At 67.3% G+C, this 18,475-nt stretch carries 16 protein-coding genes; 7 read left to right on the forward strand and 9 right to left on the reverse strand.

The genetic code is table 11. From position 1 onward, the window contains the following. Window positions 1-151: 151 nt before the first annotated feature. Together QHF84_RS11175 and QHF84_RS11180 are read left to right on the forward strand one after the other, a co-directional pair. Window positions 152-1,066: a hypothetical protein gene (locus QHF84_RS11175; RefSeq protein WP_281313221.1), complete on the forward strand. Its 915-nt coding sequence runs from the start codon at window positions 152-154 to the stop codon at window positions 1,064-1,066. A 141-nt stretch (window positions 1,067-1,207) separates the two neighbouring features. After that, complete coding sequence (locus tag QHF84_RS11180; RefSeq protein WP_281313222.1) at window positions 1,208-1,813, forward strand: hypothetical protein; 606 nt, start codon at window positions 1,208-1,210, stop codon at window positions 1,811-1,813. A gap of 44 nt (window positions 1,814-1,857) precedes the next feature. Here QHF84_RS11180 and QHF84_RS11185 read toward each other — a convergent pair whose 3' ends face one another. From QHF84_RS11185 to QHF84_RS11210, 6 genes are all read right to left on the reverse strand, one after another. Then, window positions 1,858-3,264, reverse strand: coding sequence for a sigma 54-interacting transcriptional regulator (locus QHF84_RS11185; RefSeq protein WP_281313223.1), 1,407 nt, complete (start codon window positions 3,262-3,264; stop codon window positions 1,858-1,860). A 19-nt stretch (window positions 3,265-3,283) separates the two neighbouring features. Further along, entirely contained in the window at window positions 3,284-3,976 is a 693-nt protein-coding gene (locus QHF84_RS11190; protein WP_281313224.1) for a class I SAM-dependent methyltransferase, read from the reverse strand. A gap of 2 nt (window positions 3,977-3,978) precedes the next feature. Further along, entirely contained in the window at window positions 3,979-4,770 is a 792-nt protein-coding gene (locus QHF84_RS11195; protein ID WP_281313225.1) for an ABC transporter permease, read from the reverse strand. A gap of 35 nt (window positions 4,771-4,805) precedes the next feature. Beyond that, window positions 4,806-5,288: a tRNA (adenosine(37)-N6)-threonylcarbamoyltransferase complex ATPase subunit type 1 TsaE gene (gene tsaE / locus QHF84_RS11200; protein WP_281313226.1), complete on the reverse strand. Its 483-nt coding sequence runs from the start codon at window positions 5,286-5,288 to the stop codon at window positions 4,806-4,808. Between the two features lie 11 nt (window positions 5,289-5,299). Further along, window positions 5,300-6,514 (reverse strand): hypothetical protein, encoded by a 1,215-nt coding sequence (locus tag QHF84_RS11205; protein WP_281313227.1) that lies wholly within the window; start codon window positions 6,512-6,514, stop codon window positions 5,300-5,302. Window positions 6,515-6,677: 163 nt separating this feature from the next. Beyond that, window positions 6,678-7,655: a WYL domain-containing protein gene (locus tag QHF84_RS11210; protein WP_281313228.1), complete on the reverse strand. Its 978-nt coding sequence runs from the start codon at window positions 7,653-7,655 to the stop codon at window positions 6,678-6,680. 110 nt (window positions 7,656-7,765) lie between these two features. Here QHF84_RS11210 and QHF84_RS11215 point away from each other — a divergent pair, with 110 nt between their 5' ends. Next, window positions 7,766-9,235, forward strand: coding sequence for a hypothetical protein (locus QHF84_RS11215; RefSeq protein WP_281313229.1), 1,470 nt, complete (start codon window positions 7,766-7,768; stop codon window positions 9,233-9,235). A gap of 11 nt (window positions 9,236-9,246) precedes the next feature. Beyond that, window positions 9,247-9,528, forward strand: a complete 282-nt coding sequence (locus QHF84_RS11220) for a hypothetical protein (protein WP_281313230.1) — start codon at window positions 9,247-9,249, stop codon at window positions 9,526-9,528. Window positions 9,529-10,084: 556 nt separating this feature from the next. On the opposite strand, the gene QHF84_RS11225 is transcribed toward QHF84_RS11220, so the two are convergent. Together QHF84_RS11225 and QHF84_RS11230 are read right to left on the reverse strand one after the other, a co-directional pair. Further along, on the reverse strand, window positions 10,085-11,584 hold the full coding sequence (locus tag QHF84_RS11225) for a methyl-accepting chemotaxis protein (RefSeq protein WP_281313231.1): 1,500 nt from the start codon (window positions 11,582-11,584) through the stop codon (window positions 10,085-10,087). 202 nt (window positions 11,585-11,786) lie between these two features. Further along, window positions 11,787-13,637 carry a hypothetical protein gene (locus tag QHF84_RS11230; RefSeq protein ID WP_281313232.1) on the reverse strand — a complete coding sequence of 617 codons (1,851 nt, stop codon included), beginning with the start codon at window positions 13,635-13,637 and terminating at the stop codon, window positions 11,787-11,789. A 2-nt stretch (window positions 13,638-13,639) separates the two neighbouring features. On the opposite strand from QHF84_RS11230, the gene QHF84_RS11235 reads away from it, so the two are divergent. Genes QHF84_RS11235 through sdhB form a run of 3 tightly spaced genes read left to right on the forward strand, consistent with a single transcriptional unit; the run spans window position 13,640 to window position 17,301 of the window. Next, window positions 13,640-14,425, forward strand: coding sequence for a succinate dehydrogenase (locus tag QHF84_RS11235; RefSeq protein WP_281313233.1), 786 nt, complete (start codon window positions 13,640-13,642; stop codon window positions 14,423-14,425). A 51-nt stretch (window positions 14,426-14,476) separates the two neighbouring features. After that, window positions 14,477-16,513: a succinate dehydrogenase flavoprotein subunit gene (gene sdhA, locus QHF84_RS11240; RefSeq protein ID WP_281313234.1), complete on the forward strand. Its 2,037-nt coding sequence runs from the start codon at window positions 14,477-14,479 to the stop codon at window positions 16,511-16,513. Window positions 16,514-16,515: 2 nt separating this feature from the next. Further along, window positions 16,516-17,301: a succinate dehydrogenase iron-sulfur subunit gene (gene sdhB, locus QHF84_RS11245; RefSeq protein WP_281313235.1), complete on the forward strand. Its 786-nt coding sequence runs from the start codon at window positions 16,516-16,518 to the stop codon at window positions 17,299-17,301. Between the two features lie 78 nt (window positions 17,302-17,379). On the opposite strand, the gene QHF84_RS11250 is transcribed toward sdhB, so the two are convergent. Next, window positions 17,380-18,405 carry a DUF4397 domain-containing protein gene (locus QHF84_RS11250; RefSeq protein WP_281313236.1) on the reverse strand — a complete coding sequence of 342 codons (1,026 nt, stop codon included), beginning with the start codon at window positions 18,403-18,405 and terminating at the stop codon, window positions 17,380-17,382. Window positions 18,406-18,475 lie beyond the last annotated feature (70 nt).

The following is an 18,475-nucleotide window of genomic DNA, read 5'->3' on the forward strand; positions in this document are numbered from 1 at the left end:
TCGTGGAAGCAGCGGAAGGAAGGCGCTGGCACGACCGCTGCTTTGGTCGTGGACCATGATGAAACCGGCGTCTCTTGTCGCGGCGATGATGGGCTTGGGGCTTTCGACGGCGGGGTGCTTCCAGACGGCGACCCATGAGGAGCTCGCCGCGATGGACCTGGCTTCGATCGGGTACGAGACGCAGGAGAACCCCACGGGTGGGGGCACGAGCAACCATTTCCCGAGCCTCCCCTACCATACGTACAAGTACGACCTGTTCCTCGCCATGGGCTATCCGCTGGGATCCTACGGCTGTTTCCCAAGCGGCCTCTGCGGGCACCTGTTGCACCCCCTCAATCCCGCGGTCGTCAGCAACACGGGCCTCATGAGCACGTCCGAAGGTCGGGGCCTCTTCAGGCTGGCTGTCGAGTGCGCGCTCTCCAATGGTCAATACGTGGAATACACGATGCTGGGACGAACCATCACGTACACCGGCATGGGCTTGATGAGCACGACGGCTGGTTGGTTTTCGAAATCGCTCACGACGGCGCAGAAGGAGGACGTGTTCCGCTGCGTGATCGCGCGGATCAACGCGTTCGGCGAACAGGTTTCCATCGTGCTCTCCGGGCAGAACGTGAGGGATCAACGGGACCCGAACGACCAGACCCCCTTGCAGCCGGACGCCTTTTGGGACGTCAAGATCACGCCGATCTTCGGCCCCTACGGGACGTATTACGCGATCGACGAGTACGTGTGGCCGCTCTCCATGATCGGCGGCAATGGGGTGTCGAGCTGCGTCCACAGCACTTCGGACATGTCGATGCGCGTCTGCGACGAAGATCCGGACTGCGGCTTCGAGATTCGTACGTCCCCGACTGACGATTGCATCAAGTCCGCATATCCGGGTGAGGACGACAGGTTCTATTACACCTGCAACACCGGCAACCCTCTCCAGGGGCGCCCCGTCGTGCAATCATGGGCGAGCGGCGAGGGGCTCGCGATCCTCAATCCGCAATGCTTGGGAGGGGTCGAGCCGGAGCTCATCGACATCGATCCGACCCTCCCGTACATCCCGAGTCTGCCTTGATCCATCTCGAAGCCGGGAGCCGTTGCTCCGGCTTCGACCCATACCGATCCACGAGCTGATGCGCGCGTCGCCGCGTCACGACACCACGTTGCCTTTCGAACACGACTCACACCACGTTTCACGTAATCAGGAGACAGGACCATGAATATCATTCGCAAGACCAACCGACTCGTCATCACCATTTGCCTCTCGCTCGTCGCGGGGATGGCCGGGTGCATCGCCGAGCAAGGCGATCCGGAGACCGAGGTGGATGGGATGGTCTCGGCCGGCGATCTGACCCCCGAGGCGTGGACGGGGTGGACCTCGGACGAGTACCCGCCCCTCAACTGCCCCACGGCGACCCTCGTGCACGGGGTCGAGTGTTATGGTGACTATTGCGACGACGTCCGCCTCGACTGCGATCCGGTTTCCGGCTACACATTCGGCTCGTCTTCGTGGAGCACGTGGTTCTCCGAGGAGGGCACCAACTGGCGCAAGTGCGACCCGAACGATGACGAGTGGATGACGGGTATTCGCTGCGACGACGACAACTGCGACAACGTCAGCATCGAGTGCACGCACGTGACCAGCAACGGCTATAAAGTTCTGGGCAGCAGTTGCGCTTGGTCGGGCTGGTACTCCGAGGAAGACGGGCCCTACTACGCGGGTACGGGTCGATTCATCCGCGGCGTGGAGTGCAGGGGCGACGACTGTGACGACATGCGATATTGGGTTTGCACACCTTGGGTTAGCAAAATTCCCGGGTGACGACGCAGACGCACCCCTGCCGACCACGGGTCCGCACGAGGCGCCTACTTCGGCTTCAACCCATACCGATCCACGAGCCGATGCGCGAGCTGCCTCGACACGCCCATCGCCTCGGCCGCCCGCGAGATGTTGTACCGCGATTGCTCGAGCCGCCTCGTCACATAGGCCCGCTCGAACTGCTCCATCAGCATCTCTCGGGCCTCCGGGAGCGGCATGTCCATCAAATGAGCCACCGGCTCGGATGGCACGACCGCACCACCCGCCGCAAGCTTCCCCTTCGTCGCCGCCGCAAGCCTCGCACCGGCTCCCTTCCGCTCCACCCCGAGCGCCGCACCGAGCTCCGCGACCAGGTCCGGAAACAGGACGAGCCGCGTCACCATGTTCCGGAGCTCGCGCACGTTGCCCGGCCAGTCGTGCGCCTCGAGCAGTGGCATCGTATTCGGCGGAAGATCCGACAACGTCCGCGGCGGGTTCTGGACGGAGAGGAAACGCTCGACGAGCGGCTGGATGTCGTCCCTCCGATCACGCAAGGCCGGCACGGCAATCTCGACGACGGCGAGGCGATAATACAAATCTTCGCGGAACGAGCCCTCGGCGATCTTTGCCTTCAAGTTGCGATGCGTCGCCGCCACCACGCGGACATCCAGGTCGCCATACGTGTTCGCGCCGAGCCGCCGGTACTGTCGCGACTCCAGGGCGCGCAGCAATTTCGGCTGCAAATCCAGGGGCAATTCGCCGATCTCGTCGATGAAGAGCGTGCCGCCGGCGGCCTCCGCGAGCAGACCCTCGCGCTCGCCGCTCGCGCCCGTGAACGCGCCCCGCACGTACCCGAAGAGCTCGCTCTCGATGAGGTTCGGGGCCACGCCGGCGCAGTCGAAAATCACGAACGGCCCGTCTTTTCGCCGGCTATGCGCGTGAATCTCGCGCGCCAGGACCTCCTTGCCCGTACCGGACTCGCCGAGGAGGAGGATCGTCGCGTCCGTCGGCGATGCGCGAAGCAGCTTGGCGAAGAGGGCGCGCATGGCGAGGCTGCGCCCGACGATGCTCCCCCATTGCTCGCTCGTCGAAAGGGGGACGACGACCCTGGAGCCGGTGGCCATGATGGAGAGGTCGGAGCCGCCGATGCGCAGAGCGACGTGCGGCGGCAGGATCGCCTCGAAGACGCGCACCTGTCCGAGAAACGAGCCGTTCTTGCTGCCGAGATCGCGGAAGAGGACGCCGTGCTCGGTGATCCGTAGCTCGGCGTGGACGCGGGATACACGCGGGTCCGGCACGACGATGTCGCAGTCGGCGCCCGTGCCGACGCGGAGCGGATTCATGCCGAGCGGCGCCTCGATCACGGGGCCCTCCGCGCCACCGGGATTCACGATGACGCTCACGGAGGGCAGCTCGAGCGTCTGCCCCTGCAGCGTGGCGGCGAGTGTGGCCGAAGGATCCGCTGTGCCCGTCATTGCGACATCGTGCCCGAGATCACCGGAGCACGCAACGAAAGCACGCCCGGATCGGGAGCAGATCCGACGGCGACGCGGCGCGGTGGGTGACCCGGAAAAACTCTCCGAGCAAGCGTTCGAATTCGGCGGGCGTCCACGTATGCAGGTGATAACGGTCGCCGCCCCACTCGATGCGATCGCGCAAGGCCCAGCCGACCGGCGTGCGCCGGACGAATCCCTTCAGCCCCAGGATGAGCGGGTCGTTCGGGATCGTGATGACCGCCGCGCCCTCGGGCCGGAGGAGCCGCGCGATCGTTCGCAGAATCGCCCGCGGGTCGACACAATGCTCGAGGACCTCGGTGCATATGATGCGGTCGAAGGAGCCGGGCGGGAGGTCCATCTTGTCGACCTCGCCCTTCAAGAAACGCGCGTCGTACCCGGCGAGGTTTTTCCGGGCCGTATCGAGGAAGACGTCGGAGACGTCGATCGCCGTGATGCGGGCGCGCGGGAACATGCGGAGGACGTGGCCGCCGCCGGAGCCGATCTCGGCGAGGTCGAGGCCGTCGGCGGGGCCGATGAAGCGCCGGATGATGGCGAGGCGGCCCTTCTCGATGAGCCGGATCGGCAGGATCGAGCGCTCGTAGTAGGCATCGATCGGGTGCTCGCGGGCGAGCCGGTCGTTCAGCGCCTCGACGTCGAGGCCTTCGGGCGCTTGCTCGTGCGTCCTGCCCATTCCTAGATGTCTCCCAGCATGGTCTGCGTGAGAATGTAATTGGCCACGAGGATCGCCACGCAGCTTTCGACGACCGCGCGTGTCGTCGCCATGCCCACGCCGCGCGCGCCGCCCGTCGCGAAATACCCGTGCCGGCAGGCGATCGAGGCGATCAAAAAGCCGAAGACCGAGCCCTTCACGAGGCCCATGAAGAGGTCACGCGGGCGGGCGAAGTCGTGAATGCTGCGCAAGAAAAAACCCCAGTCGCCGCCGAGCAAGGCGACGGCCACGAGGTAGCAGCCGACCATGCCGATCGTCGAATAGAGCATGCACATGAGCGGGCCCATCGTGACGCCCGCGAGCAGCCGCGGCGAGAGGAGGTACTGGACCGGGCTCACGCCCATCGTGGTGATCGCGTCGATCTGCTCGGTGACGCGCATGTTGCCGAGCTCGGCCGCCATGCCGCTGCCCGCCCGCGCCGTGATCATGAGCGCCGAGAAGACAGGCGAGACCTCACGCATGAGCGAGACGGCCACGATGCCGCCGACGTTCGCCTCGGCGCTGAACTGCTTGAGCGCGTAGACCGACTGGAGCGCGACGACCATGCCGCTGAAGAGGCCGGTCAAGCCGACGAGGAAGGTCGACTGGACGCCGATGAAATCCATCGCCGCGAGCATCTGGCCGATCCGAAACGGAGGGCGGAAGAGCCAGGCCACGGTCTGGAGGGTGAGGCTCACCGTGGTCCCGATGTTCTCGAAGAAGCCGAGCACGGGATCGAGGATCCGCTGCAAGAGCTTCGGTTCGGAGTCGTCCACGCGAGGACCTCTTTATCACGGCCGTCCGGCGCCCGTCAGGCCGACGTGCCGAGCCCCCCGAGGGCAGCCGCGAGGAGCGCCGCCGACCGAGCCCCCTCCGCCTCGATCCGCGCCCGCCGCACCCCATCCGCCGCGACCTCGAACGTGATCGAGAGCGCATCCCCGCCGAGCGCCGCCGCATACGGCGCGCCCCACTCGACGACGAGGACCGCGCCTTCGCCGCGTCGATCACGCAAGCCGAGCTGCACGAGCTCGTCCTCGTCGGCGATGCGGTAGAGGTCCGCATGGGCGATCGGGAGCTTGCCCGCATGCTCGTGGACGAGCGTGAAGGTGGGGCTCGTGATGGGCTCGGCGGAGGGAACGCCTAGCGCGCGGCAGAGAGCGCGCGTGAAAAAGGTTTTCCCGGCGCCGAGGTCGCCCGAGAGGATGACGAGGTCGCCCGGGAGGAGCGCGGCGGCGACGGCCCGCGCGAGGCGAATCGTGGCGCGGCGCGTGGGGAGCGGGACGATCGTGGCCAAGGCGCCTCGCTTCAAAACCGGTACGTCGTGCCGATCGTGGCGCCCATCAGCACGATCGTGCCGTCCTCCGTGGGGACGATGCGCAGGTTGCCGAGCTGAGCGTCGATGCGGAGCGCGGGCGAGAGAGCGAGGACGAGGTCGAGGGCAGCGCCGAAGGAAAAATGCGTGGTGCTGCGGCCTTCGTAGGTGACGCCGTTCGGCGCAGTGACGGTGCTGCCGAGGCGAACGAAGGGGCCGAGGAGGAGCTCGGGGCCGACATGAAAGGAAAAACCCTCCTTGCGGCCGTCGGGCGCGGTCTTGACGGCAGGGGAGAAGAGCCAGCGGCCGCCGAGGTCGATCCACAAGGCGGGGGGTCCGGCGAGGTTGCCCGAGAGTCCCGCGAAGAGCTCGACCCCGGATTCGCCGATCGCGTAGCCGCCGCGCAGCGCCCCGACGAAGGCGGCAGCGCTGCCCGTGGCGCGGCTTCCGGAGGACGCAGCGGAGGAAAACCCGATGAGCGCGCTGAGGAAGACGGGTTTGCCCGCGGTGTAGGGAGGCCAAACGGTTTGTCGGGAGCCGCCGAGGTACGACATCATGACCTCGTTCTTCGACGCCGGCTGAGGCGGCGGCGGGGGCGGCGGCGGCATGAATTGCCCCATGTTCCAGGGGGTTTGTGGAGCGCCGAACGGCGGAAGCGAAGGCGGCGGCGGAGAGGGCGGCGGAGGTGGCGGCGGCGCCGGGATGGGGGGCGGCGGCGGAGGCGGCGGGAGGGGTTGTTCCCAGGGGAGAGCGCCGACGCCGACGCCCTCGGGGCGCATGAGGACGGTGAGCATCTCCTGGATCTGGGCGGCCTGCTTCTGAGGGTCGACGTCGCGGGCGACGGACTCGACGCGGCCGAGGGAGGCAAGGTACGCGGCGATCTCGACGCGGGTGGTGGTGGCAGCAGGCTCGACGCGGGTGGAGAGGACCCAGTTCGCCCGAAGGATATTGGCGATGGTGGCGTACTCCTCGGGCGTATCGGCCGTGCCGTCGACGATACGAACGAGCGCGGCCTGGGTCTCGACCTCGGACGCGACGGAATGGCTGAGCGATGCCGCCCCCCGCGTGACGTCGAGATCGAGCGCGATGCGCGCCGCCGGCGCCGCGCCGCCCTGCGAAGGAAGGACGACGACACGATCGGCAAGGGCAGGAGCCGCCGAAAGGAGGAGAAGCGGGACGAGGGATAAGGCGGGGGCGCGGAGACGCATGCCAGGGATGGATGTACCGCGGGTCGGGCGGGGGAGCGAGGGGGATGCGACACGATGTCGTGCGGTGGGGCGAGGGGGCGCTGAACGTGCGACGAGGCGCCTGACTACGCTTGCCGGAACGGTGGTGGCGTCGGAGGACGGGGGCGCTGCGGCATGACGTCGTCTACTTGACCATCTTCTCGATCCGCAGGAGCACACGCTCCTGCAGCGACACCGGAGCAAGCACTTGGGCATCCTCCCCGAAGCTCAGGACCCACGCTTCGACCTCCGGGCACGCACGGACGCGAAGCTTCACCACAACGCCGTCTCTCGTCTCGATCGTACGCTGCGAAGGATGCCATCGGTGCGTTTTAGCATAGGTCTTCCAACGTTCAGCGAGCCAGACCTCAATATCCTCCACGTCGTGATTGTCGCTCATGAAGATCCCAAAGCGCTCGGAGAATATCTTGATTGGGTCGTACTCCTCGATCGACGGGTAGTCGAACGTCTTGTCCTCGACTTCGACCTTTTCAATTCGACAAAACCGATATGCGGTCCACGGCTGCTTCTCTGAACGAGCGATCACGTACAGCTGGTGATCGTAGATGGCCATCGATAGCGGAGCGATGCGGATAGCCTTCTTTTCCCCGTCGAACCGCAGGTAATCGATGGTGACCCACTTGCACCCCAAGATGGCTTCGAGGAGATCATCAAGCTCCCCCGCGCGGTCCGGTAGCGACCCTTCACCTCCGCGTCGAACAAAGACAAACTTCCGGTCCACGTTGCAGAAGTCCTTGCGACGCCTCGCGTGTTTCACGAGAAAGTCGCGCGCCTCGTGCAGGTTCCTCCCGTAAACGGACCCCTCGAAGAGCGATGACAGGCTCGCTCCGAAACAGGCCGCGATCACTGACGAGTGCCGTAACGCGGCGTGGATCATGGTCGGCTCGAACCGGTACACGGAGCGTTTCCCCTGCCGCTCCTTGACCACACCGCGCACCTTGGCGATCGCCTTCAAGTCTCGATCGGCCGTGGGCAACGAGATACGCCAGCGCGCGCTCACGGAGTGACGGTCGTGCACCTTGCCGTCCATCAACTCGTTGAGCAGCGCGGTTGCGCGATGAAGCTCCGCGTTCCGGCCCGATTCACCCAGCTTCGCGGCCATCCTTAGATCGTACGTCATCCTCATGGGATCACAAGACGGAAGTGGGCTGGCGTGCGCGCCGGACGAACGTACCTTCCCGTCCGCCGAGCGGGTTCTCGGTCGAGGAACCAATGCGCAACCCCACTGATCTACGAGCCGCAGCGTCCGCGGGTGCTTCCATCGCCGCGGCAGCGATCCAGCAGCCGCTCCAAACCCCGGCCCAGAGTCCTGCCGCAGCGGTCCAGGCTCTCGATTTTGCCGAGGCGTTGTACCAAACCCAGCCGCTCGTTCCCTGGGCGGGCCGCGAGACGGCGCAGGCGGCACAGCTCGTCGCCGAAAGCACGGCACGCGTGCGTGGGCTTCTCCCGGAGACGGCCTACCGTATGGTGACGTCTCCGCGCGACCTCTTCTCCTTCATCACGGGACCGCATCCGTCGGGCAAAACGGCCGAGATAGTCGTGGCCGCCGAGTTCCGGGATCTCCATGCGGGCGCGGAGCCCCGGATGCACAACGGACCGAGGTACGTGTCCTCGAATGTCGTCGATGTACGCCTCTCGCCTGACACCGCGAGCCGGCGTGACCTCCTCTTCCAGGTGCGAACGCGAGACGGGGTGCTCACCGTCGCCGGCGGGCAGGTCAAGACCGGCTCGGGCCAGTACGTAAGCGAAAGCCTCATCAAGATGGCGCAAACCTCGGGCTACGGGCGTACCGGGTACGTGGACGCTCGTTTCGTCAACCTGGACGGAAGCCCGCGTATCGCGCCGGACGCGTTCACGGCAAACCAGGCTCAGCGTCTCCGCGAGGCGGGGGTGCAGCTCCGCGGAATCCTCGACCTCGAGGAGCGGGCAAGGTTGCTCGTGGAGAACATCGTCGGCCATGGGGAAGACGGGCTGGATCCGGTTGCACGCGAGGAACTCGTGCGCCTGCGAGACGACATCGCGGCTGCGTACGGCCTGGGAGGCGTAGCTGATCGCGCGGTCGGCAGTGCTGCCTCCGCGGCAGCGACGTCGGCCCTCGTCAGCCTCATGATGCAGGCCGCATCGGGGGGCCGGGTCGACATGGCGCAAGTCGCGCATTCGGCAGCGGGTGCTGCGGTTTGGGGCGCCGGAAGCGTGGCCGCCGACGCCCTCGTCTACGAGGCGGCTACTGGCATGGGGCTCGCGCCGGAAGTCGCTCGTGCCGTGGCTCAGCGAACCGTGGCGGTCGGGTGCTGCGTCATCGGCGTGGTGAGCGACGCTCTTGCGGAGGCAAACGCTGTCCGCGAAGGACGAGCGACTGTCATGGATGCCCTTTCTGCCGGGGCATTCAAGACGACGATGGGGTTGCTGCCCCTGGTCATGCCGGCGCTTGGGGTCGGGGTACCGGTCCTCGCCGCGGTGCAGATCGGAGGTCGGTGGGCCCTGGCCGCGCTCCGAAACAGCGAGGCGTCACTTGCCCGGACGATCGCCGAGGACTTCGAGGTCGCCGCAGCGCTGGAGCAGCGGATGGAGCGGATGGGCGAGACGATCTCTCACCTCCAGGACGAGTGTAAGGAGACGGATCGGCTTTTCGAGCGGGTGATGGGGCCTGCAAGGAATCGTCAGCTTCGGCTGGTGAAGTGAACGGAGAAGAAATGATGGCAACGCGAGATGATGATGCATTGGGATTTTTCGTATTGGGTTGTTTCATGGCGATTGGAGGCGTCGCGATCGCCGCGGATCAGCATACGAAGCGAAAGGAGGGAGAGCAGCGGTTCCGACAGGAACTTGCGCAGATGAAGGCCGAACTGGCGGATCTAGAGACGAAGCTGGCAAACTTGCAAGCGGTCCTTGGTCCAAAGAACGAACAGGTGCGAATTCTGGCGCAGGAGGTCGAACGCCTTCGGCGCTGCATTGCAACTGGACGGGTTGCCTAACACAGAGAGGACGAACAGAAAACATGGCTCGTTTTAATGCTAGCGCGTTCCGTTCGAAGGTTTCGCAAGTTCAGAGCCAGCTTCGCACGGCCGAGTCGAGACTCCGGCGTGCGCAGTCGGATTTGAGGCGTGCAGAGCAGAACTACCGTCGATCGATTGCTGAACTCCAGCGATCACTCCGTTCGAGCGAGACAGGCGTTCTCGTCGTCACGACCGTGGAATGGGAGGTTCTGACGTATCAGGAACGGTCCCTACTGCAACAAGAAGCAGCCGGACTCGGAGTTCAGATTCATCAAAGCAATGACTCCGCATCCGACTTCGACGACAGCTGACGTCCTTCACACGAAATGCACCGGACTCGCTCAGGGATGCGGTGGCTTCCCGATCATGAGCAGGGTCCTCCGGTTGCCGGGACGTTCGCTCCTTGGGCCACGCTGCCCGCACCCCCCGCCCCCTTCACCTCGCTCGGCGCCAAGCCCCCTCGTCGTACAACAGAACCGTTGTACAACGGTTCTGTTGTACGACGAGGACCACGCCGGTCCCCGCCCCTCCCCGCTCACCCCGCCACCACGACCTCCCCTCCCCCCGCCCCTCCCCGCTCGATGAGCTGCCGCAGCCCCTCCGAAATGGCCACCACCTCCGACGCCGTTTGCAGCGTCTGCGCCGAGCTCACCTCCGTCTCGCGCGCCGTCTGCGCCACCTCCGTCACGGCGTTGCTCACCTGCTCCATCGCCGTCGTTTGTTGCTTCGTCGACAGCTCGATCTCCCGCGCCGCCTCGGCCGTGCCGTTCACGTAATCGATGATGCGGCGGAAGCTCTCCGCCACCTCGCCGAACCGCCGCGTCGACGAATCTACCGCCTTCGCGCCGTCCTCCGTCGCCATCACGGTCGTGTTCGCCGCGCCGCGGATGTCGTCGATCAGCCGGCGAATTTCCTTCGTCGAGGTACCCACGCGATCGGCGAGCTTGCGAATCTCGCTCGCCACCACGCCGAATCGACGACCCGCGTCGCCGGCGCCCGCGGCCTCGATCGTCGCATTGATGGCCAGGATGTTCGTCTGCTCGCTCAGCTCGTTGATGATATCGAGGATCGACCCGATTTCTTGCGATTTGCGCCCGAGGTCGAGCATGTGCCCCACGATGTCCTGCACCTGCCGGTGCACGGCTCCCATCGACTCCTGCGCCGTCGCGAGCACCCGATCGCCCCCGCGGGCCGATTGCGCGGTATCGCTCGCCATGCGCGTCACGCGTTGCGCGCTCTCCGAGACTTGCCGCGCCGTCACCGCCAGCTCGCGCACCGTGGTCGATACCTCCGACGCCGAGGACGCTTGCTCCTTCGACCCTCGCACCTGCTGCGTCGCCGCCGCTTCGAGCTCCGACGCGGCGCTCTGCATGCGCTGCACCGATTCGCCGATTTGCCGGTCGAGCCGCCGAATGATGATGACGGCACAGAATCCCACGATGACGAGCGCCGCCGTCGTGCCCACGCCGAGCATTCGATCGAGCGCGGTCGAGGCGCGGTTCACTTCATTCGTTTGTGCTTCAAGTGTTGCGTTCTCGGCGGCGGAGATGTCGGCCATGATGGCGCGGACCTCCTCGGTGAGCCGTTTGCCCCTGGCGGTCCCGATGTGCGTGATGGCGGCCGCGAGGCCCTCGGTTTTGCGGATCTGGATGTTCTGTTCGGCGAACGCGACGCGCTCGATGACCGTCCGTTCGAGCGCGTCGAGCCGCCGCGCCTGCTCGGCGTTCGAGGTGCCCACGAGATCGCGCACGTTCCCGAGGTGCGTCTTGTAGCGGCCGCGCGCGTCCTCGTAGCTCTGGTAGTACTCGTCGGTCCCGCTGATGACGTATCCCCGCTGCCCGCCCTCGATGTCCTGCAAATCGATGAGGAGCACCGTGAGCGCGTCGATCTCCTTTTGCACGTGCGCGGCCCACGCGCTCGCCTGCCGCATTTGCTGGTTCAGCCGGTAGGACGAGAGCCCGAGCACGCCCAGCACGATCAGCGGAATGGCAAATCCCAGGATGAGCTGCTGGCCGATGGTCCACGATCGCTTCATTGCGCCCCTTCCCACATCCTGCACGGTTGGCCCCGAGGGCCGTGACCCTCGCCGTCGATGCACGAGCAAATCACGACGTTACGAAACCGTCGCGCGATAGGGAAGACGTCAATACATTGACGCGTGCCCCGCGAGGTACGCGAGCGCCATTGCATCGACAGAGATCCATGTTTCGTGGGCCGCAATGCAGGAGCGAAGACCCTCACCGCACCTCGCGCACCCCGATCGACCGGGCGAGCTTGCGTGCCCCGCCAAACCCTTTTGCCTCGGTCGTCCACAATTCCTGCTCCGCCGCCGCGAGCGCGGCCGCCGCCTGCTCCCGCCGACGCTTGACCTCTTTCGGATCCCGCGTCCCCTGCGTGGGCAATCCCTCGACGCCCACCCACGCGAGCACCGCCGCGTCCCGCCCGAGCCCCGCCCACATGCTCGGCGGATCCGGGTGCACCCGCATCCACGCCGCGAGCGACTCCCGCCCCGGCGCCCGCGGATCGATCGGATACACCCCCGCCGTCGCCGCGAACGTGCCCTTCGGCAAGCTCACCCCGCCGAGGTCGAGCCCCACCGCGGTCTTCACGCTCGTCCCGGAGGTCGCGAGCAGCACGTCGGACACGCAGCTCCCGTACACCGCGACGCCCCCGATGCCGCGCCACGACGGCGGCAGGCGCGTGCACTCGAACGCCTCCTCCCGCGCCATGTCCACGCTGCCCTTGTCGCCGATCCACACGACCTGCCCCTTCGACGGGAGCGCCGCCACGAGCGCCTTGCGCACGCGCTCCGGCTCCTCGCCGACCACGAACACGAACGGCGAGTCGTCGACGTCGGGCGCGGGCGGATGCAGGAGCACCACCGGGATCGACTCGCGCGCCGCGAACTTCGCCGCGATCGTCGCCTCCTCCCGATCGATACCCGCGATGATGATCGCCGCGCCATCGGCGCCGAGCCCTTCGAGCGCGTCCTCGATGCCCGTGTCGCGCCCGAGGTCGTCGCGCGTCACGAGCCGCGCCGAAGACCCCGGCAGCCCGAGCCCGAACATCACGCCGCTCACGACCTGCGTGCCCCGCCGCCGCGCTTCGAGGCTCCGCGTGGGCAAGACGAGCCCGAGCGTCGGCGCCTCGACCCGCGCCCCGCCCGCGCCCGCCGCGAGCTCGGCGATCTCGTCGGCGCCCGTCCCGAGCAGGGGCATCGCCGCGCCGAGCAGCCGCCGCGCGAGCTGCTGGTCCCGCGCCGAGATCGCCGCGTCCGAGAGCCTCTCGACGAGCGTCTTCTGCACCTCGAGCTCCTCGTTCGACGGCTCCGGATGCTTCTTGCGCCGCTCTTCGAGGATCGGCGCGAGCGACGAAGGCGGGATGCTCGCGACGAGCTCCGCGAGCTTCGAGCGCACCTCGACGCGCTCCTCGATCGACGCCTCGTGCAGCCACACGAGCATCAGCTCGATCGCCTGACCGTGGTGCTTGGCGCCGATCGCGCTCGCGGTCGTCTCCTCGTTCAGGAACGTCCGGGCGTGCGGGTCGATGAGCTTGCCGAGCAGCGGCAAGAGTTTTCCGAGCGCGGCCTCGGCCTTGCCGGAGCGCCGGAGCGCGGCGCCCTGGATCATGCGGGCGAGCTCCGCGGTCGTGCCGACGGATTTCGTCAGCGTCTCGGCCCGGGACGAGAGCTCCGTGGCGCGGTTCAGGTCGCCGCGTTCCAGGGCGATCCAGGCGAGCATCACGTCGGCCACGGGGCCGAGCGCGTCCTTCGGGTAACGCGCCTGGAAGGCGAGCAGGCGGTCTTCGAGGGCCTGGCGTTCGGCGCGGCTCGACTGGGCGAACGTGGCCTCGATCTCGCGCAGCTCCGTCTGCGCCTCGATCGACGACGAGAGCGGGACCGTGGGGGTGACGGCGTCCTGACGCGATCCACCACACGCAGCGCCACACGCAGCGCCCGCGGCGGCCAAACCCAGCCCCGCGAGCATGCCGCGCCAGCGGCCGAGCGAGTTACCTAAAGATCGCGCCACCTTGACGTCCTGGCTAGAGTCCCATACATCGCCGGTCGCCCGCAAGACGACGAGGTCCATTCGTGTCCGAAGCAGCGCTCGCCGATCAGTCTCTCTTCGCGCAGAACCGCCGCGCGTTTCTGCTGCGCAAGCTGCACTCGCTCACGGGCGTCGCGCCCGTGGGCGCGTTCATGGTGTTCCACTTGTGGACGAACGCCAAGGCGCTCCAGGGACAGGAGCCGTTCGACAAGGCGGTCTCGGAGATCACGCACACGCCGTATCTCGCGCTGGCCGAGTGGGGGCTGATCCTCCTGCCGCTGCTCTTCCACGCGGGCTACGGCGTCAAGCTCGCGCTCGACGCGAAGTACAACGTCTCGAAGTACAAGACCACGCGCAACTGGGCCTTCACGCTCCAGCGCGTCACGGGCCTCCTGGCCTTCGCGTTCATCGCGTTCCACCTCTACGAGTACTGGGGCAAGAAGCTCACGGGCAAACTCGCGCCCGAGCAGTTCTACCCCGCGCTCTGCCAGAACATGTCGGCGACGGTGAAGGGCATCCCGGTCGTGGGCCTGCTCTACGTGCTCGGCATCGCGGCGAGCGTCTTTCACTTCGCGAACGGGCTCTGGGGCTTCTGCTTCTCGTGGGGCGTGACGGTGTCGCGCCGCTCGCAGCAGATGGCGGCCGCCGTCTTCGGCGTGCTCGGCGTCGCGATCTTCCTGCTCGGCGCGAACACGGCGATCTACTTCGCCACGGGGTCCAGCGTGCAGGACATGATCTTCGGCAAGAAGGGGGGCTCGGACGCGCGCACGTGCGTCGACATCCTCCAGCAAACGCCCAAGCCCGCGAAGGCCGGGCCGGTGATCGATTGAGGCAAGTTTCGGCCGCGCTCGCTTGAGGCGGCCTTTGGAGTTTCGAGCACCATGGCTGCGAAAAGCACGATCCGGAGCGAGGGGGGCAAGGTTCGAAGGGTGATCGTCGTCGGCGGAGGCCTCGCGGGCCTCATGACGGTGATCAAGCTCTGCGAGGCGAAGGTCCCGGTGGACCTGATCTCGCTCGTCCCGGTGAAGCGCTCGCACTCGGTGTGCGCGCAGGGCGGCATCAACGCCTCCGTGAACACCAAGGGCGAGGGCGACAGCCCGCAGATCCACCTCGAAGAGACGGCCTACGGCGGCGACTTCCTGGCGAACCAGCCGCCCGTCAAGGGCATGGCCGAGGCGGCCCCGGGCATCGTGTTCATGCTCGACCGCATGGGCGTGCCCTTCAACCGCACGCCCGAAGGCCTGCTCGACTTCCGTCGCTTCGGCGGCACGCTCTTCCACCGCACGGCGTTTGCGGGCGCGACGACGGGCCAGCAGCTCCTCTACGCCCTCGACGAGCAGGTGCGCCGCTACGAGATCGCCGACGTCGTCGACGAGCACGGCGTGTCGATCCCGGGCGAGAAGATGGTCCGCAAGTTCGAGTTCTGGGACTTCCTGCAGGCGGTGCTCGACGACAGCGGCACGTGCGTCGGCTGCGTCGCGCAGGACCTCAAGACGATGCAGATCAAGTACTTCCAGGGCGACGCCGTCGTGCTCGCCACGGGGGGCAACGGCATCATCTTCGGCCGCTCGACGATGAGCGTGATCTGCACCGGCACCGCGGCCTCGTCGGTCTACCAGCAGGGCGCGGTCTACGCGAACGGCGAGTTCATCCAGGTGCACCCGACGGCGATCCCGGGCGCGGACAAACTCCGCCTCATCTCGGAGAGCGCGCGCGGCGAAGGCGGCCGCGTGTGGGTGCCGAAGGACGCGAAGGATCAGCGCAACCCGAAGGAGATCCCCGAGAAGGAGCGCGACTACATCCTCGAGCGCATGTACCCGGGCTACGGCAACCTCGTGCCCCGCGACATCGCTTCGCGCGCGATCTTCAAGACGTGCTTCCACGAGAAGCGCGGCGTCTTCAACCCGAAGACCGGTCGCAACGAGAACGAGGTCTACCTCGACCTCACGCACAAGGACGAGAAGTTCCTGCGCTCGAAGCTCGCGGGCATCCTCGAGATCTACGAGAAGTTCGCGGGGACCGACCCCTACCACAACCCGATGAAGGTCTTCCCGGCCGTGCACTACTCGATGGGCGGCCTATGGGTCGACTTCGAGAAGGACGCGCGTGGCTCGCTGAAGGCGGGCTCGCCGCGCAACCACGCGACGAGCATCCCGGGCCTCTACGCGGTGGGCGAGGTCGAGTACCAGTACCACGGCGCGAACCGGCTCGGCGCGAACTCGCTGCTCTCGTGCATCTACGGCGGCATGGTCACGGGCCCCTCGGTCGCGAGCTACCAGAAGAGCCTCGCGAAGAGCGCGTTCGACCTGCCGAAGTCGATCTTCGAGAAGGCCGAGAAGCGCTGCCAGGACGACTACGGGCGTATCCTCAAGCAGAACCAGGACGACAAGGGCGCCGAGAACCCCTACAAGCTCCACCAAGAGCTCGGCGACATGATGCTCCGCGACGTGACGATCGAGCGCGACAACGCGACGCTCGAAGGGGTGCTCACGAAGATCTCGGAGCTCGACGAGCGCGTGAAGAAGGTCGCCTGCCCGGACGGCTCGCAGCGCTCGAACCAGGGCGCGCAGTTCGTGCGGCACCTCGAGAACATGCTGGTGCTCGCGCGCGTGATCGCGCAGGGCGCGAAGAACCGCGACGAGTCGCGCGGCGCGCACTACAAGCCCGCGTTCCCGAAGCGGAACGACGCGGACTGGATGCGCACGACGCTCGCGAAGCACGAGCAGAAGGGCGCCGTGAAGTACCTGCGGGAGTTCGACTACACGTGCGCCGGGCAGTCGGTCCACGTGACCGACGCCGTCGACGCGAGCCTCGTCACCCCGCGCGAGCGCAAGTACGAGCAGGCAGGCGCCGCGAGCGCCGCCGCGACCGGGAAGATCCAGCAACCGGCTGCCTCGGAGCAGCAGAAGAGCGTTTGACCATGGCGAACAGCGACTCGAAGGGCACCGGGCGTCTCGTGCATCTGCGCGTCAAGCGCCAGGACGGACCCGATCTCCCGGAGACGAAGCGGTGGGAGGAGTTCAAGGTCCCCTACCTGCCGCAGATGAACGTGATCAGCGCGCTGCAGCAGGTGCAGAAGGAGCCGCGCACGGTCGACGGGAAAGACGTCGCGCCGGTCGTGTGGGAGTCGTCGTGCCTCGAAGAGGTCTGCGGCGCCTGCACGATGGTGATCAACGGGCGCGTGCGTCAGGCGTGCTCGGCGCTCGTGGATCAGATCGCGCCGAACGGCGAGGTGATCCAGGTCGAGCCGATGACGAAGTTCCCGCTCGTGCGTGACCTGATCGTCGACCGCGAGCGCATGTTCCAGGACATGAAGAAGGTCAAAGCGTGGATCGACATCGACGGGACGCACGAGCTCGGCCCGGGTCCACGCGAGAGCCCCGAGGCGCAGCAGGAGCGTTATCCGCTGTCGCGCTGCATGACGTGCGGGTGCTGCGTCGAGGCGTGCCCGCAGTACAACGATTCGACGCAGTTCGTCGGGCCGTTCGCGCTGAACCTCGTGCGGCTGTTCAACATGCATCCGTCGGGTGCGCTGCACAAGAACGCGCGGCTCGAGACGGTCATGGGCGAAGGCGGCGTGCAGGACTGCGGCAAGGCGCAGAACTGCGTCGAGGTTTGTCCGAAGGAGATTCCGCTCGTCGATTCGATCGCGCAGGTGTCGCGGGATGCGACGAAGCGGCTGCTCTTCGGCTGGCTGCTCAAGTAGCTGGACGACGCCCTCACCCCCAACCCCCTCTCCCTCGCGGGAGAGGGGGCAGGTGCGGCGAGATGCTGATCGAGGTCCTCAGGGCGTGAGGATTCGGCAGCTCGCCATGCCGGGCGCGCCCTGGGCGTGGGGCGCCTCGTCCTGACAAACCAGGAGCCGGAGCGGCTGCGGCTGGCCGGCGCGGTTGCCGATCGCGAAGATCGTGATGACGCGGTCCGCCTCGACGTTCACGCCCAGGATCTTCAAGAGGTCCGCCTGTTCGCCCGCGATGCGCGACGCGATCGTGGCGTTGTCGAGCGGCGCGCCGGTCACGTAGTTGCCCGTCTTCGACTGGCCCGTCGAGCCGTAACCGACGCCCGTGAAGAGCGGCGTGAACGTGCCCTGTGCGTCGAGCGTGCCGACGTCGAGGTCGGCCGTGTCCGGCGAGGCATGGATGAAGCGCACGCGCGTCTTTCCCGATGCCGGCTCGCTGTCGTCGGGGAAGCTCAGCACGCCGAACTTGTGCACGTCCGCCGGCCCGTTGAGCTGACCCACGGCCGCGACCGTGGCCATCTCGCCCGAGCGCGCCTCGATCCCAGGGACGTCCTGCGTGCCCGCAAGCGCCGTGTCGCAGTTCTGCGCGTCGGGCGCGACGACGCGTAGCGTGTACTCGCCCCCGGGCACGTCGACGTACTTCGAGACCTCGCCGTACCGGATGCCGTCGGCGTCGTGGAAGCGCTGCTTGAAGATCGGGCCGATGGCGCCCTCGTGCGCGCGGCCGCCCGCCGGCAGGAGGCACACGTCGACCGCCCCCGCGTCCGGTGAGAGGTGCGAGAACCGCACGCTCGACATCGCCATCGCGCCCGCGTCGCCGCCGCCCATGCCGCCGGCACCGCCCGCGCCGCCCATGCCTCCGGCTCCGCCCGCGCCGCCGGTCCCGCCGGTGCCGCCCGTGCCCCCGGTTCCGCCGGTGCCGCCCGTGCCTCCGGTCCCGCCCGTGCCCGTGCCCGTGCCCGCGGTCCCGCCCGTCCCGCCGCCGCCGCCTTCTTTCCCGCCGCAGGCCTGCGCGGCGACGACGCCGACCATCACCAGAGTCGAGGCGAGGACCATGTTACGAACGTTCATCCGAACCTCCCTTGATCCGGAGTCGTCGCCACCTGCGCCGACAACCCCCCCGATGCCCACACGTCTCCCA

This window comes from Polyangium sp. y55x31 (assembly GCF_029946505.1).
Taxonomy (GTDB): Bacteria; Myxococcota_A; Polyangia; order Polyangiales; family Polyangiaceae; genus Polyangium.